This is a genomic window from Achromobacter veterisilvae, from assembly GCF_900496975.1.
In the GTDB taxonomy this organism is placed as follows: domain Bacteria; phylum Pseudomonadota; class Gammaproteobacteria; order Burkholderiales; family Burkholderiaceae_B; genus Achromobacter; species Achromobacter veterisilvae.
Genome location: NZ_UFQC01000028.1, coordinates 68,334 through 83,793, shown reverse-complemented (window position 1 = coordinate 83,793; position 15,460 = coordinate 68,334). Strand labels below are relative to the sequence as shown.

Annotated in this window: 14 protein-coding genes; 4 read left to right on the top strand and 10 right to left on the bottom strand. The window is 65.7% G+C overall.

Annotated elements, in window-relative coordinates:
* Nucleotides 1-140 precede the first annotated feature (140 nt).
* From AVE30378_RS22870 to AVE30378_RS22860, 3 genes are all read right to left on the bottom strand, one after another.
* Complete coding sequence (locus AVE30378_RS22870; RefSeq protein ID WP_129243693.1) at nucleotides 141-698, bottom strand: GNAT family N-acetyltransferase; 558 nt, start codon at nucleotides 696-698, stop codon at nucleotides 141-143.
* Nucleotides 699-915: 217 nt separating this feature from the next.
* A complete protein-coding gene (locus AVE30378_RS22865; protein WP_129243690.1) occupies nucleotides 916-1,293 on the bottom strand; it encodes a hypothetical protein in 378 nt (125 codons plus the stop codon).
* A gap of 201 nt (nucleotides 1,294-1,494) precedes the next feature.
* Nucleotides 1,495-2,094, bottom strand: coding sequence for a GNAT family N-acetyltransferase (locus tag AVE30378_RS22860; protein WP_129243687.1), 600 nt, complete (start codon nucleotides 2,092-2,094; stop codon nucleotides 1,495-1,497).
* Between the two features lie 121 nt (nucleotides 2,095-2,215).
* On the opposite strand from AVE30378_RS22860, the gene AVE30378_RS22855 reads away from it, so the two are divergent.
* Both AVE30378_RS22855 and AVE30378_RS22850 read left to right on the top strand, forming a co-directional pair.
* Nucleotides 2,216-4,972 carry a M16 family metallopeptidase gene (locus AVE30378_RS22855; protein ID WP_129243705.1) on the top strand — a complete coding sequence of 919 codons (2,757 nt, stop codon included), beginning with the start codon at nucleotides 2,216-2,218 and terminating at the stop codon, nucleotides 4,970-4,972.
* Between the two features lie 287 nt (nucleotides 4,973-5,259).
* Nucleotides 5,260-5,649 (top strand): DUF4148 domain-containing protein, encoded by a 390-nt coding sequence (locus AVE30378_RS22850; RefSeq protein WP_129243684.1) that lies wholly within the window; start codon nucleotides 5,260-5,262, stop codon nucleotides 5,647-5,649.
* Between the two features lie 220 nt (nucleotides 5,650-5,869).
* On the opposite strand, the gene dnaJ is transcribed toward AVE30378_RS22850, so the two are convergent.
* The 7 genes from dnaJ to hrcA all read right to left on the bottom strand — a co-directional run bounded on the left by dnaJ (nucleotide 5,870) and on the right by hrcA (nucleotide 12,605).
* The gene (gene dnaJ, locus AVE30378_RS22845) at nucleotides 5,870-6,997 is read right to left on the bottom strand and encodes a molecular chaperone DnaJ (protein ID WP_129243681.1); all 1,128 of its coding nucleotides are present in this window, start codon (nucleotides 6,995-6,997) and stop codon (nucleotides 5,870-5,872) included.
* A 109-nt stretch (nucleotides 6,998-7,106) separates the two neighbouring features.
* Nucleotides 7,107-9,032 (bottom strand): molecular chaperone DnaK, encoded by a 1,926-nt coding sequence (gene dnaK / locus AVE30378_RS22840; protein ID WP_056321286.1) that lies wholly within the window; start codon nucleotides 9,030-9,032, stop codon nucleotides 7,107-7,109.
* A gap of 80 nt (nucleotides 9,033-9,112) precedes the next feature.
* Nucleotides 9,113-9,514: a thioredoxin family protein gene (locus AVE30378_RS22835; RefSeq protein ID WP_129243678.1), complete on the bottom strand. Its 402-nt coding sequence runs from the start codon at nucleotides 9,512-9,514 to the stop codon at nucleotides 9,113-9,115.
* Nucleotides 9,515-9,531: 17 nt separating this feature from the next.
* A complete protein-coding gene (gene grpE, locus AVE30378_RS22830; RefSeq protein ID WP_129243675.1) occupies nucleotides 9,532-10,089 on the bottom strand; it encodes a nucleotide exchange factor GrpE in 558 nt (185 codons plus the stop codon).
* A 124-nt stretch (nucleotides 10,090-10,213) separates the two neighbouring features.
* Nucleotides 10,214-10,450 carry a hypothetical protein gene (locus tag AVE30378_RS22825; protein WP_129243671.1) on the bottom strand — a complete coding sequence of 79 codons (237 nt, stop codon included), beginning with the start codon at nucleotides 10,448-10,450 and terminating at the stop codon, nucleotides 10,214-10,216.
* Nucleotides 10,440-11,555: a ferrochelatase gene (hemH, locus tag AVE30378_RS22820; protein ID WP_129243668.1), complete on the bottom strand. Its 1,116-nt coding sequence runs from the start codon at nucleotides 11,553-11,555 to the stop codon at nucleotides 10,440-10,442. Before hemH ends, AVE30378_RS22825 begins: the two co-directional genes overlap by 11 nt.
* A 45-nt stretch (nucleotides 11,556-11,600) precedes the next feature.
* Complete coding sequence (gene hrcA / locus AVE30378_RS22815; protein ID WP_129243667.1) at nucleotides 11,601-12,605, bottom strand: heat-inducible transcriptional repressor HrcA; 1,005 nt, start codon at nucleotides 12,603-12,605, stop codon at nucleotides 11,601-11,603.
* Nucleotides 12,606-12,746: 141 nt separating this feature from the next.
* Between hrcA and AVE30378_RS22810 the strand changes: the two genes are divergently transcribed.
* Both AVE30378_RS22810 and recN read left to right on the top strand, forming a co-directional pair.
* Nucleotides 12,747-13,646 (top strand): NAD kinase, encoded by a 900-nt coding sequence (locus AVE30378_RS22810; RefSeq protein ID WP_129243664.1) that lies wholly within the window; start codon nucleotides 12,747-12,749, stop codon nucleotides 13,644-13,646.
* Between the two features lie 13 nt (nucleotides 13,647-13,659).
* Entirely contained in the window at nucleotides 13,660-15,312 is a 1,653-nt protein-coding gene (gene recN, locus AVE30378_RS22805; RefSeq protein WP_129243661.1) for a DNA repair protein RecN, read from the top strand.
* The last annotated feature ends 148 nt before the right edge of the window (nucleotides 15,313-15,460 follow it).

Here is a 15,460-nt window from a genome sequence, read left to right as displayed (position 1 = left end):
TGGATGGGTGTGTCCCGATCCCCAGCTCCCACTGAACACATTTCGGTGGGGGCTACAGAACCATACAAGGATGGGTGCAGCGCGAGAGTTCTTGAGCAAGCACTCCCATCTCAAGCGCGCGCAACCCATCGCATCGGCCCTCAACCATCCACCGGCCGCTCCGGCGTATCCAGCGTCAACTGGTAGAACGCCAGGTCCAGCCAGCGCCCGAACTTGAAGCCCGCCTCGCGGATCGTGCCCGCATGCGTGAAGCCCAGTTTCTCGTGCAGGCGGATGCTACCCTGGTTGGCCGCGTCGATGCCGCCGACCAGCACGTGCACCTGATTGGCCCGCGCCCGCGCGATCAGTTCGCGCATCAGCGCCTCGCCCAGCCCCCGTCCGCGAAAGCGCCCGTCCACGTAGACGGAATGCTCGACCGAATACTTGTAGGCCGGCCATGCGCGGAACGTGCCGTAGCTGGCGAACGCCATCAGCTCGCCCGCCTCGTTTTCGAATCCCACCACCGGAAAACCGCCCTGCCGCTTGGCCTGGAACCAGCCCGCCATCGCCTCGCGCGGCCGCGGCTTGTAGTCGTACAGCGCGGTCGAGGTGGCGATCGCGTCATTGAAAATGGCCAGTATCTGGTCCGCATGGCGCTCGTGCGTGCATTCGACCAGGATGGCGCCGTCCGGGGCGCGGGTTTCAGCGTGCGTAGTCATGGCGTAAATTGTAGCGACAGCCTGCCCAGGTTGTAGCGGCAGCCTGTGCCCAGGTGTCTGACACCCCATGAAATGTCCGCGCAAGTTGACGCCAATCTCTCCCGGGTGTCAGACACCAGAAGACAAATTGACGCCAGTCTCTCCCGGGTGTCAGACACCCCAAAAAAAACCGGCGATGCCCGCCGGTTCAGTGAGATTCTGCCGCTTCTGGCCACTCTCAGGCGGCGCGGCTCTCCACAGATCGGTCGGCGGGAGGCGCCTGGCGCAGGCCGGGGCACTGGCGCCACGACAGTTCGTCGGCATCCATGTCCAGGTCGAAGAGGTCGTTCGCGGCGGGCCAGGGATGGCTGCGCGCCGCGACGCCCTCCATCTCGAGCACATGCCCGGCGAACCCCCTGGGCGAACCGCCGCATTCCGCAAAATACCGTTGTGCGCTCAAGTCCACCACATAGGTGGTCATGTCGTGGGTCAGTATGGCCACGAATTGGCCGTCATCGCTGGCATAGGCGTACTGAAACTGCCCTTTGATTCCATCGCCGCTCAGGGGGGCTCCGGTCAGTTGGGACAGCGCACGCGTGACGATCTCGGTCAGCATGGGTCGTTCCTCCGAAAGATGCGCCGGCAGGATGCCGGCAGCGAAGGCGCGAACGACAAGCGCCAGCGCCGCTCTTGCAAGAGGCGGTGCCTGGCGTTGGACGGGAAGCCTGTAGGCGGCTATCGCGCATCCCGTCGGCGGACTGCTACTACGTGCTGAAAAGCTTACACCCGCAAGCCGGAAGACCTCAAATCGGCCCTTCTACGCGGCTGCAACCGGCGTTCCGCCCGGGGCTGCGTCACCGTTTTCCAGCCCGCGCCAGTCCTGCCGGCCGATGCGGTAGAGCACGTGCAGGCGCAGCGGGCTGCCCTCCGGCACGGCGGGATGGTCGAAGGGATCCGGGTCCGCCGCCATGCCCAGGCGCTCCATCACCGCCCGGGACCGCAGGTTTCCCGTCGCGGTGAAGGCCACGATCTCGTCCAGCCCCACTTGCTCGAACCCCACTTTCAGCGCGGCCCGGGCCGCCTCGCTGGCATAGCCCTTGCCCCAGTGCGGCCGCGCCAGGCGCCAGCCGATCTCCACGCCCGGCGCGAACGGCAGCGCGGGCGGCAAGGATTTGATGCCCACGAAGCCGATGAAGGGCGCGACGCCCGGCGCCTCCACCGCCCAGAACCCCCAGCCGTGCTCGTCGATGCCCGCGGCCAGCCGGTCGGCCAGCGCGTCGCTCTCGGGCCCGGTCAGGGGCAGCAGGTATTCGGTGACGAGGGGGTCCGCGTTCAGCGCCGCGAACGGCTGGCGGTCGGCCCCCCGCCATTGGCGCAGCACCAGGCGCGGCGTTTCGACCTCGATGGATAAAGACATGCCGGGCTTCCTTGCCTTGCGGCCAGAGGACGCGTCCGGGACACGATCGCCCGGCGGCCCCTGAACCATTGCCTACGTATACACTCCAACGGATTCTGCCATGCCAAAGGAATTGTCCGCCATGCGCCTGTCCCTATCGAAGCTGCCGCGCCCGCTGGGCGCGCTGCTGTTTTCCTCCTTCCTGGCCTTCCAGGCCGGAGCCGCCAGCCTGCCGGCCGGCGTCTCGGAGGCCGCCTCGATCGAAGGCATCACCGAATACCGTCTGGCCAACGGCCTGCGGGTGCTGCTGGTTCCCGACGAATCCAAGCCCTCCACCACCGTCAACATGACCTACCTGGTGGGCTCGCGCAACGAAAACTACGGCCAGACGGGCATGGCGCACCTGCTGGAACACATGCTGTTTAAGGGCACGTCCACCACCCGCAACGCCATGGGCGAATTCTCGCGCCGCGGCCTGCAGGCCAACGGCTCGACCTCCAGCGACCGCACCAACTATTTCGCCAGCTTCGCCGCCAACCCCGACACCCTCAAGTGGTACCTCGGCTGGCAGGCCGACGCCATGGTCAATTCCCTGATCGCCAAGGAAGACCTGGATTCGGAAATGACCGTGGTCCGCAATGAAATGGAAAGCGGCGAAAACAGCCCCTTCCGCATCCTGATGCAGAAGATGCAGTCCGCGGCGTTCCAGTGGCACAGCTACGGCAAGAACACCATCGGCGCCCGCTCCGACGTGGAAAACGTCGACATCGCCCAACTGCGCGCCTTCTATCACGAGTACTACCAGCCCGACAACGCGGTGCTGATCGTGGCCGGCAAATTCGACCCGCAGGCGACGCTGGCCGATATCGAGGAAACGCTGGGCAAGCTGCCCAGGCCCGACCGCAAGCTTCCGCCCGAATACACCGTCGAGCCCGCGCAGGACGGCGAACGCGCCGTGACGCTGCGCCGCGCGGGCGGCACGCCGCTGGTGGCCGCGATGTACCACATTCCCGCGGCCGGCAGCCCCGATTTCGTGCCGCTGGACCTGGCCGCCACCATCCTGGCCGACACGCCCTCCGGCCGCCTGTACCATGCCCTGGTCCCGACCAAGCTGGCCTCGGGCGTGTTCGGCTTCACCATGGAGAACCTGGACCCCGGCCTGGCGATGTTCGCCGCGCAACTGCCCCCCGGCAAGAGCCTGGACGCCGCGATGACGGCGCTGACCGGCACGCTCGAATCCCTGGGCAAGAAGCCGTTCACCCAGCAGGAACTGGACCGCGCGCGCAGCAAGTGGCTGACCTCGTGGGAACAGACCTACAGCGATCCCGAACAAGTCGGCGTGGCGCTGTCCGAGGCCATCGCCGCCGGTGACTGGCGCCTGTTCTTCCTGCAGCGCGACCGCGCCCGCCAGGCCACGCTGGCCGAAGTGCAGCGCGCCGCGACGGCCTATCTGGTGCAGAGCAACCGCATCGAGGGCCGCTACATCCCCACGGAAAAACCCGTGCGCGCCCCGCTGGCGCAGCGCGTGGACCTGACGGCCGTCTTCAAGGACTACAAGGGCGACTCCGACTTCAAGGCCGCTTCCGCCTTCGACCCCTCTCCTGAAAATATCGACAAGCTGACGCAGCGCAAGAAGCTGGACCTGCCCAACGGTCCCGTCCAGTTGGCGCTGCTGCCCAAGGCCACGCGCGGCAACCGCGTGCAGGCACAGATGCTGATCCAGTTCGGCAACGAGAAAGACCTGCGCGGCCAGCGCGTGAACGCCAGCGCCGTAGCCGACCAGTTGTCGCGCGGCACGGCCAAGCTGTCGCGCCAGGACATCCAGGACCGCCTGGACGCGCTGCAGGCCGAACTGGGCTTCAGCGGCGGCGGCACCACGCTGAAGATCGCCATGTCGACCAAGGGCGAGAACCTGCCCGCGCTCACCGAACTGGCGCTGGATATCGTGCGCAACGCCAACTTCCCGAAGGAACAACTGGAGGAATACCAGCGCCAGATGGAAACGTCGATCCAGAACGCCATGACCGAGCCTTCGGCCCTGGCCGGACGCGCCCTGGCCCGCCAGGACAATCCGTGGCCCGCCGATGACTTGCGCTACGTGCCGACCTTCGAGGAAGCGCTCGCCAGCGCGCGCGGGCTCAACCGCGACGCCCTGGCCAAGTTCCACGCCAAGTTCTACGGCGCGGGCAACATCGAGTATTCGGCAGTCGGCGACTTCGAGCCCGCGGCGGTGGAAAAAGCGCTCAAGACCGGCCTGGCCGGCTGGAAGAAGGCGCCCGCCTACACCCGCGTGCCCAACCCGTACCGCGACATCCCCGCCAGGCAATTCGACATCGATACGCCCGACAAGGCCAACGCCTTCTATATGTCGCGCATGCCGCTGAAACTGCAGGACACGGACCCCGACTACGCGGCGCTGTACCTGGGCAACTACCTGTTCGGCGCGTCGGAAACCTCGCGCCTGTGGAACCGCGTGCGCGAGACCGAGGGCCTGTCCTACAACGTGCGCAGCTCGCTGTCCGTGTCCTCGTTCGAGCCCGCGGCCAACTGGACCATGTACGCGATCTATGCGCCGCAGAACCGCGAACGCCTCGAAAAGGCGGTCGGCGAGGAACTGGCCCGCGTGCTGAAGGACGGTTTCACGGACAAGGAAATCTCGGACGGCATCACTGCCCTCTTGAACTACCGCAACCTGGCCCGCGCCCAGGACGACGTCCTGGCCAGCACCTGGCTGGACTATATCCAGCGCGGCCGCACGTTCGCCTGGTCCGCCGAGATGGACAAGAAGATCTCCGCGCTGACGCCCGAGGCGGTCAACGCCGCGCTGCGCAAGTACCTGCGCCCGGATGGCTTCAGCACGGCGGTTGCCGGCGATTTCAAGAAAAAGACCGCGCCCTGATCCTCCCCGCCATTGTCCGCAAGCCCCGCCATGGCGGGGCTTTTTTTGGCACTTCCCCCCTGCGTATCCCCCTCCGTGGCACGCGGAAAATCGCGCAATAATGCCACCCATAGCAGAAATAGATAATAAATACCCAATTACTCGGCTATTTGGAAAGATGTTTTCAAGAAATACGGGTTTATCCCAGGTGGGATAGAGATCACAATTCAGTCATCGGGAACAAACAACGAACCACGACGGAGGGCCGCCGGATTCGGTCCCCACTCAAGACGAATTGGAGGTCTACCATGAAAACCCTAGCCACCACCCTTCTGCTTTCCCTGGCCCTGGCGGGCGTCGGCGCCCAGGCGGCCGGCATCGAACAAGCCAAGAGCAGCGCCCAAGTGGCGACCGAACTGCAACAGGCCAAGGCCAGCGGCCAGTACACCTTCGGCGAACTGGACTATCCGCCCGCCCAGCCCCACGCGGCCAGCCTGAGCTCGCACGACGTGCAAGCCCAGTTGCAACAGGCCAAGTTCAGCGGCCAGTACACGTTCGGCGAACTCGAATACCCGCCCGTTTCGGCGGTTTCGGCCGGCGGCAAATCGCGCGCCGACGTCCAGGCCGAACTGTCGCAAGCCAAGGCCAGCGGCCAATACACGTTCGGCGAACTGGAATACCCGCCGATCGCCCGGTGAGCTGCTTGCTGTGGCCCGGCCGGCCTCGGGCGGCATCATGGCTTGAGGCCGGTTTTTTCCGGCGACAGCGGCGCTTGAAGTAGCAGTAGCAGTAGCAGTACTTGAAGTAGCAGTAGAAGTGGAAGCAGCAGTACGACCGCGGCGAAAGCCGCGGTTTTTGTTTGCCGAAAAAAAAACCGCGACGGCTGTCGCGGTTTTCTTCGTTCCCTCTCTCGGCGGTTTAGCTGAAGAATTCCTTCACCCGGTCCGTCCAGGACTTGCTTTGCGGCGAATGGCGGTCGCCGCCGTCGTTCAGCGAAGCCTCGAACTGGCGCAGGATGCTCTTCTGGTCGTCGCTCAGGCGCACCGGCGTTTCCACCACGACGTGGCAGTAGAGGTCGCCCGGATAGCTGCCGCGCACGCCGCGGATGCCCTTGCCGCGCAGGCGGAAGGTCTTGCCCGACTGCGTGCCTTCGGGGATCGAGATCTCGGCCTTGCCGCCCAGCGTCGGCACCTGGAGCTCGCCGCCCAGGGCCGCGGTGGTGAACGGGATGGTCAATTCGCAGTGCAGGTCGTCGCCGTCGCGCTGGAATATCTTGTGCTGCTTGATGTGGATTTCCACATACAGGTCGCCCGGAGGACCGCCGTTGATGCCCGGCTCGCCGTTGCCGCTGGAGCGGATGCGCATGCCGTCGTCGATGCCGGCCGGAATCTTGACCTGCAAGGTCTTGTTGCGGCGGATGCGGCCCACGCCGTCGCAGGCCTGGCACGGGTCGGTGATTTCCTTGCCGTTGCCATGGCAGGTCGGGCAGGTCTGCTGCACGCTGAAAAAGCCCTGCTGCATACGCACGGCGCCGGATCCGCCGCAGGTGCGGCAGGTCTTGGGCGAGGTGCCGGGCTTGGCGCCCGAGCCGTGGCAGGTGTCGCAGTGTTCCCAGCTAGGCACGCGGATCTCGGTGTCGAAACCCGCCGCGGCCTGCTCGAGCGTGATTTCCAGCGCGTATTTCAGGTCGGCGCCGCGGTAGACCTGCGGGCCGCCGCCACGGCGCCCGCCGCCACCGCCGCCGAAGATTTCGCCGAAGATATCGCCGAAGGCGTCGGCGAAACCGCCGCCCATGCCGCCGCCCATGCCGGCGGCGTTGGGATCCACGCCCGCATGGCCGTAGCGGTCATACGCGGCGCGTTTTTGCTCATCGCCCAGGACCTCGTAGGCCTCCTTGGCTTCCTTGAACTTCTCTTCGGCTTCTTTGCTGTCCGGATTGCGGTCCGGATGGTACTTCATGGCCAGCTTTCGATAGGCCTTCTTGAGATCGTCGTCCGAGGCGTTCTTTGCAACGCCCAGGATTTCGTAATAGTCGCGTTTTGCCATGATCCGTGGGCTCGAAAACGAGCCTTCTTTTCAGTGCTACAGAATGAGTACGCCCGGTAGGCGGATTTCTCCGGCTACCGGGCGGCAAAGGCAGGTCAGCGTCCGGCCATTATTGGTCGCGCTTGACTTCCTTGAAGTCGGCGTCGACGACGTTGTCGTCCACCGGCTTCGCGTTGTCGGCCGCTTGCTGCTGGCCGGCGGCTTGCTGCGCCTGCATGTCGGCGTACATCTTTTCGCCCAGCTTCTGCGATGCCGTGGACAGGGCTTCCACCTTGGCGTCGATCGCGGCCTTGTCGCCTTCCTTCAGCGTGTCTTCCAGGTCCTTGATGGCGGCTTCGATGCTTTCCTTTTCGGAAGCCTCGAGCTTGTCGCCATATTCGGTCAGCGACTTGCGGGTGGCGTGCACCAGCGCGTCGGCCTGGTTGCGCGACTGGGCCAGTTCGGCGACGCGGTGATCTTCCTCGGCGTTGGCCTCGGCATCCTTGACCATGCGCTGGATCTCGTCTTCCGACAGACCCGAGTTGGCCTTGATGGTGATCTTGTTTTCCTTGCCGGTGCCCTTGTCCTTGGCGGACACGTGGAGGATGCCGTTGGCGTCGATGTCGAACGTGACTTCGATCTGCGGCATGCCACGCGGCGACGGCGGGATCCCTTCGAGGTTGAACTCGCCCAGGGCCTTGTTGCCCGCGGCGATTTCGCGCTCGCCCTGGAACACCTTGATCGTCACGGCCGGCTGGTTGTCGTCGGCGGTCGAGAAGGTCTGCGAGAATCGGGTCGGGATGGTCGTGTTCTTCTGGATCATCTTGGTCATCACGCCGCCCAGGGTTTCGATACCCAGCGACAGAGGCGTCACGTCCAGCAGCAGCACGTCCTTGCGGTCGCCCGACAGCACGGAACCTTGAATGGCGGCGCCAGCGGCGACGGCTTCATCGGGGTTCACGTCCTTGCGCGGATCCTTGCCGAAGAATTCCTTCACCTTCTCCTGGACCTTGGGCATGCGGGTCATGCCGCCGACCAGGATCACGTCGTCGATGTCGGAAACCTTCACGCCGGCGTCCTTGATGGCCACGCGGCAGGGCTCGATCGTGCGTTCGATCAGTTCTTCGACCAGCGCTTCCAGCTTGGCGCGCGTGATCTTCAGGTTCAAGTGCTTCGGACCCGAGGCGTCCGCCGTGATGTACGGCAGGTTGATTTCGGTCTGCTGGGCCGAGGACAGCTCGATCTTGGCCTTTTCGGCCGCTTCCTTCAGGCGCTGCAGGGCCAGCACGTCCTTGGACAGGTCGACGCCCTGTTCCTTCTTGAACTCGGCAATGATGTAGTCGATGATGCGCTGGTCGAAGTCTTCGCCGCCCAGGAAGGTGTCGCCGTTGGTCGACAGCACTTCGAACTGCTTTTCGCCGTCCACGTCGGCGATTTCGATGATGGACACGTCGAACGTGCCGCCGCCCAGGTCATAGACGGCGATCTTGCGGTCGCCCTTCTCGGTCTTGTCCAGGCCGAACGCCAGCGCCGCGGCGGTGGGTTCGTTGATGATGCGCTTGACTTCCAGGCCCGCGATGCGGCCGGCGTCCTTGGTGGCCTGGCGCTGGCTGTCGTTGAAGTAGGCGGGCACGGTGATGACGGCCTCGGTCACTTCTTCGCCCAGGTAGTCCTCGGCGGTCTTCTTCATCTTGCGCAGCACGTCGGCCGACACTTGGGGAGGCGCCATCTTCTTGCCGCGCACTTCCACCCAGGCGTCGCCGTTGTCGGCCTTGACGATGGCGTAGGGCATCAGGTTGATGTCCTTCTGCACCGCCTTTTCTTCGAACTTGCGGCCGATCAGGCGCTTCACCGCGTACAGCGTGTTGCGCGGGTTGGTCACGGCCTGGCGCTTGGCGGGCGCGCCGACCAGGGTCTCGCCGTCGTCCATGTAGGCGACGATGGAGGGGGTGGTGCGCGCGCCTTCCGCGTTTTCGATGATCTTGACCTGCCCACCGTCCATGACAGCCACGCAGCTGTTGGTCGTGCCCAGGTCAATGCCGATAATTTTGCTCATGGTGGGTTACCTTGAATAAATCTATGAAATTGGAGAGAAATTTCCTGTCCCCCCATAACTGGGGCTGTGGGCAGGGTTTTTCAAGACGCCTGGCCGGAATTTTCGGCAATTTCCTGCTGGTGCCGGACCGCGGCCGTGAACTGGGGCAGCCCGGGCCAGCCCGTGATGCGGCCCAGCCGCTTTCCGGACCGGTACAGTACAAAAGTGGGGACGCCATGAAGCGAGAAGCGCCGTCCGAGGGGCTCGTCGGCGTAGACGTCCGCCTCGAACCAGGTCAGACCCAGTTCCAGCAGCGCCTCGCGGTGCATCAGGGCCGCCTGTTTGAAGAGATTGCAGTTATAGCAATCCTGCCCCCACAGGAACACGCAGCGCAGGTCGGCCCCGGGCGCCTGGACCACGGCCGCGTCGAAACCCTGGGAATCGACGCGGCGCATGCCGAACGCCTGGAATACCTGCGAGGGATCGAAACGGGGGTCGCTCATGGCGCGGAGGGCCGGATTCAGCTCTGGCCGGCGGACACCACCACCAGCGCCGGACGCAGCGTGCGGTCGGCGATGGCATAGCCCTTCTGCAGCAGTTGCAGCACGGTATTGGCAGGCTGTTCGGCCGGGACGGACGAAATGGCCTGGTGCAGGTGGGGATCGAACTTGTCGCCCTGGGCCGGCGCGATTTCCTTGAGCAGGTTGCGCTCGAAGGCGGCGGTGAGCTGCTTCAGGGTCACTTCCACGCCTTCGCGCAGCGTTTCCACGGTCTGGTCGGGCTGCGCCAGTGCCGCCTCCAGGCTGTCCTTCACGGGCACCAGGCTTTCGGCGAACGACTCGATGCCGAATTTGCGGGCCTTGGACACGTCTTCCTGGGCGCGGCGGCGCACGTTGTCGGCTTCGGCATGGGCCCGCAACAGTTGATCATGCTGTTCGTTGACGGTCGCCTGGGCAGCGTCAAGCTGGGCGCGCAACTCGTTCAGCTCGGCCTGCGCGGCGTCCTCGGCGGCGGGGGCCGCGCCGGCGTTGCCGCCGGTCTCGGGCGTCTGATCTACAGGCTCGTTCGGTGCCGTCATGGGGAATCCTCCAAAAAGAATGGCTTTCGCAGACATGAATGGGGGCCAATACCCCTATTTCAAGCCCGGGAAAGCGAAATATTCCCTGGAGGCCCCCAGGGGGTGCGCCCGCCGGCCCGGCCGCCTACTTCTTCTTGGGTTGCGCGGGGGCGGCCGGATCGCTGGCCGGAAAGCTTTCCTTCAAGGCGCGGTCCATGCGCTCGTCGTCGTCTTCCGGTTCAGGGTTAATCGCGATGGGATCGCTGGCCGGAAAGGTCTCGGCAAGCGCCTCGTCGAGTTCGTGCTCGACCTGATCCTCATGCACGGGAGTGCTTACCGTCCCCTTTTTTACTACCTTGCCAGTCTTGGGATCATGGTGCATGCGCCTTCTCCTTCAAGTCCGTGATGTGCGTGGGCCATCCCTGCAAGTGCCGTTCCACCAGGCCGGCCAGCCCTGCGATCCAGGCCGGATCGTCGTTGATCGCCGGAATGTAGCGGAACTGCCGGCCGCCCGCCCCGATGAAGGCGTCGCGGCATTCCAGGCTGATCTCTTCCAGGGTTTCCAGACAGTCTGCCACAAAACCCGGGCACACCACATCGACCTCCGTCGTGCCTGCCGCCGCCAGCACCTTCAAGGTGGGCTCGGTATAGGGCTCCAGCCAGCGGGCGGTGCCGAAACGGCTCTGGAAGGTCACTTCGATCTGCTCGCGCGGCAACGACAGGCGCTGCGACAAAAGCCGCGCCGTATCCATGCAATCGCGGTAGTACGGATCGCCCAGTTCGATCGAATACCGCGGCAGGCCATGGAAGCTCATGACCAGTTTCTGCGGCTTGCCGTGCTCCTGCCAGTAGCGCTCGATGCGGCCCGCCAGCGCGTCCAGGTAGGCGGGCTCTTCATGGAAGCGCTTGATGAAGCGCAGTTCGGGCTGGTCGCGCAGGCGGGCCGCGTGGCGGGTCACCGCGTCCACCACCGTGGCGGTGGTGCTGGCGGCGTACTGGGGATAGAGCGGCACCGTCAGGATGCGTTGACAGCCTTGCCGGCGCAGGCTCGCGATGGCGTCGGGGATCGACGGATTGCCGTAGCGCATGCCCAGTTCGACCACGGCGTCGATGCCGGCCTCCCGCAGCGCGGCGCGCACGCCGTCGGCCTGGCGCTGGCTGTACACCATCAGCGGCGAGCCTTCCTTCATCCAGACGCCGGCGTAGCGCGGCTCCAGTTTCCTGGGCCGCATCGTCAGGACCAGTCCGTGCAGGATCGGCTTCCACAGGTAGCGGGGGATTTCGATCACCCGGGGATCGGACAGGAATTCGCCCAGGTACTTGCGTATGTCCTGCTTGCCCGGCGTGTCCGGCGTGCCCAGGTTCACCAGCAGCACGCCGGTCTTGCCGGACCCGCGCGGCGGCGGATCTTCGTCGAAGGGGTCGTCCTGCTCGGGCTCGGGCAGGTACCGTTCAGGCCACAAGTACTTGAACAGGCGAAGAAACACAAAAACTCCCCTTCCTCCAACAGGAGGATGTCGCTTTGAATGGACCTACTGGTTGTGGCTGAGGGCGTTGGACAGCAGGCGCGCCGTGATGTCCACGATGGGGATCACGCGTTCGTACGCCATGCGCGTCGGACCGATCACGCCCAGCGTGCCCACCACCTTGCCGTCCACGCCGTAGGGCGCGGTGATGACGGAGACTTCCTCCATCGGGACTAGCTGCGAATCGCCGCCGATGTAGATCTGCACGCCCTGCGCGCGGCTGGAGACGTCCAGCAGTTGCAGCAAATCGGTCTTTTTCTCGAACAGCGAGAACATCTTGCGCAGGCGGTCCATGTCGGACGCGATGTCGGTCACGTCCAGAAGCTTGCGCTCTCCGGAAATCACCATGGCGTCGCCGTCCTCGGCCGCTTCCGCGCTGGCCTCGACGGCCGCCTGCATCAGGCGGGAAATATCTTCCCGCAACTGGGCCAGTTCGGTGGACAGGGTTTGCCGCACGACGTTGAAGGACTTGCCGGCGAAGTGCATGTTGAAGAAATTGCCGGCTTCCAGCAATTCCGTCTCGGCGTAGTCGCGCTGGACGAAAAGAATGCGGTTCTGGACGTCGCCGTCGGGCGTGACGATGATGAGCAGCACCCGCTTGTCGGACAGGCGGATGAATTCGATCTGGCGGAACACCTGCGCGCGCTTGGGCGTCAGCACCACCCCGGCGAACTGGGTCAGGTTGGACAGCAGCGCCGCCGCGGCGTTGACGGCCCGGGTGGGCTCGGCCGCCGCCAGCATCTCGCCCATGTTGTGGGGCTCAAGCTGGTAGGACTGCACCGCCAGCAGGGAATCGACGAACATGCGGTAGCCCCGCGGCGTGGGAACGCGGCCGGCGGAGGTGTGCGGACTGTGTATCAGGCCCAGTTCTTCCAGGTCCGCCATCACATTGCGGATCGTGGCCGGGGACAAGTCGAAGACTTTCGATAGCGTCCGCGAGCCGACTGGCTGCCCATCGGCGATATAGCGTTCGATCAACGCTTTCAGTAGTGCGCGTGCACGGTCATCCATAACAGGTATTTTAGGGAAACTTTTCCGATTGAGGCGATTTTTGTCCCGCAAGCCGATATGCGGCCCCATATAATCGGCTAAACGGCCCGTTCCGGGCGGGTTTCGGCCTCGGGCCCGCCTTTTTTGGATTCGCAAGCAGCCATGCACTTTCCTACCGTCGCCCTGATCGGCAGATACCAGGACACCGGCCTGGATACACCGCTGAGAGCACTTGCCCACGCGCTGGCGCAGGCGGGCCGGCACGTGCTCATCGATGCGGACACGGCGCGCAATACCGGGCTGACCGAATACCCCGTCGCCACGCTGGAGGAAATCGGCAAGACCGCGTCGCTGGCCGTCGTGATGGGCGGCGACGGCACCGTGCTGGGCGCGGGCCGCCACCTGGCGCCCTATGGCGTGCCGCTGATCGGCATCAACCACGGGCGCCTGGGCTTCATCACCGACATCGCGCTGCAGGACGCGCATGGCGCGCTGGCGCGCGTGCTCGAAGGCAGCTTCCAGATCGAAGAACGCACGCTGCTCGAAGGCAGCGTGTGGCGCGGCGACCAGAAGATGTATTCCGCCACCGCCCTGAACGACGTGGTCCTGAACCGCGCGGGGCGCGGCGGCATGATCGAAGTGCGGGTCGAACTGGACGGCGCCTTCATGTACACGCAGCGCGCCGACGGCCTCATCATCGCCACCCCTACCGGCTCCACCGCCTACGCGCTGTCGGCCAACGGCCCCATCCTGCACCCGGGCATGAACGCCATGGTGCTGGTGCCCGTGGCGCCGCAGACGCTGTCCAACCGCCCCATCGTGATCCCCGACACGGGCGTGCTCAACATGACGCTGACGGCCATGGGCCGCGTGGAAGTCGGCGCCAGCGTGCATTTCGACATGCAGACCTGGTCCGACCTGCAGCCGGGAGACCGCATCGTCGTGCAGCGCGCGCCCTATGCCATCCGCTTCGTGCACCCCGAAGGCTACAGTTTCTTCTCCACCCTGCGCCGCAAGCTGCATTGGAATCTGATGCCCCAGGCCACCGACAACGTAGAGTAGTAAGCGCCCCGACATGCTGCGCACCCTGCATATCCGCGACTTCGTCATCGTCGAGCAGACCGAGATCCATTTCGGTCCCGGCTTCACCGTCTTCTCCGGCGAGACCGGCGCGGGCAAATCCATCCTGGTGGACGCGCTGGCGCTGGCGCTCGGCGAACGGGGCGATGCCAGCATGCTGCGCGAAGGCGCGGCGCGCGCCGACATCACCGCCGTCTTCGACACGCCCAAGGCGCTGCACGCCTGGCTGGAAGAACGCGAGATCGACGCCGACGCCGAGCTGTCCCTGCGCCGCGTCATCGACGCGCAGGGCCGCAGCCGCGCCTACATCAACGGCACGCCCGCTACCGTCGCGCAATTGCGCGAGCTGGGCGACAGCCTGGTCGACATCCACGGCCAGCACGCGCACCAAAGCCTGATGCGCCCCGACGCGCAGCGCGACCTCCTGGACGCCCATGGCGGCCACGGCGAACTGCGGCACGCGGTCGGCCAGGCCTGGAAGCAGTGGCGCGCGCTGGCGCGCCAGCTCGAATCCGCCGAAAAGGACGCCGAAAGCCTGGCCACCGAACGCGACCGCCTGCAATGGCAGGTCGACGAACTGGACCAACTGGCCCTGGGCCCCGACGAATGGGAATCGCTGCAGTCCGAGCACACGCGCCTGTCGCACGCGCAATCCCTGCTGGAAGGCGCCACGCGGATCCTGGAGGCGCTGGACGGGGAAGGCGACTCCGCGCACCACCGCCTCGCCCAGGCCGACAATCAAATCCAGCACATGCTGCGCCGCGATCCCGAACTGCGGGGCGTGTACGAAGAGCTGGAATCCGCGCGCATCGCGATCACCGAGGCCGTGTCCGACCTGAACAACTACGTCAGCCGCGTCGAGCTCGACCCGCAGCGGCTGGACACCGTGGAAATCCGGCTGAGCCTGGTGTTCGAGACCGCCCGGAAGTTCCGCGTCGACCCCGACGCCCTGTGCGAACTGCGCGAAACGCTGCACGCCCAGCTCTCCGCGCTGCAGGCCGCGGGCGACGTCGAGGCGCTGCGCGCCCAGGCGCTGGCCGCGCAGGCGCAATACGACGCGGCCGCCGCGAAACTCACGGCGGCGCGCCGCAAGACCGCCAAGGACCTGGGCAAGCTGGTCACCCAGGCGATGCAGACGCTGGCCATGCAGGGCGGCAAGTTCGAGCCCGTGCTCGGCGCCTCGGCGCCGTCCGCCCATGGCAACGAACAGGTGGAATTCCTGGTGGCCGGCCATGCCGGCACGACGCCGCGCCCGCTGGCCAAGGTGGCCTCGGGCGGCGAACTGTCGCGGATCTCGCTGGCGCTGTCCGTCATCGCCAGCCGCGCCGCGCGCGTGCCCACCCTGATCTTCGACGAAGTCGACAGCGGCGTGGGCGGCGCGGTGGCCGAGGTCGTGGGCAAGCTGCTGCGCGAACTCGGCGAACGCCACCAGGTGCTGTGCGTGACCCACCTGCCCCAGGTCGCGGCCTGCGCCAACAACCAGTTCCTGGTCAGCAAGGCCGAATCGCGGGGCACCACGCGCTCCAGCATCGAAGAACTGGATGCCCAGGCCCGCGTCGAGGAAATCGCCCGGATGCTGGGCGGCATCAAGCTCACCGCCACCACGCGCGAACATGCGCGCGAAATGCTGCAAGGCTTCGAAAGATAGCGCCCGGCCCAGGGGGCGCGGCACCCGGCGCCCGCGGGATACGCGCGTCCGGCACCCGATACCGCTCGCGCAACAAAAAAAGCCCCTTCCATCAGAAGGGGCTTTGGATCTCACAGGCCCGCTGCGAGCGCTGGCGCGGGCCGAGGGG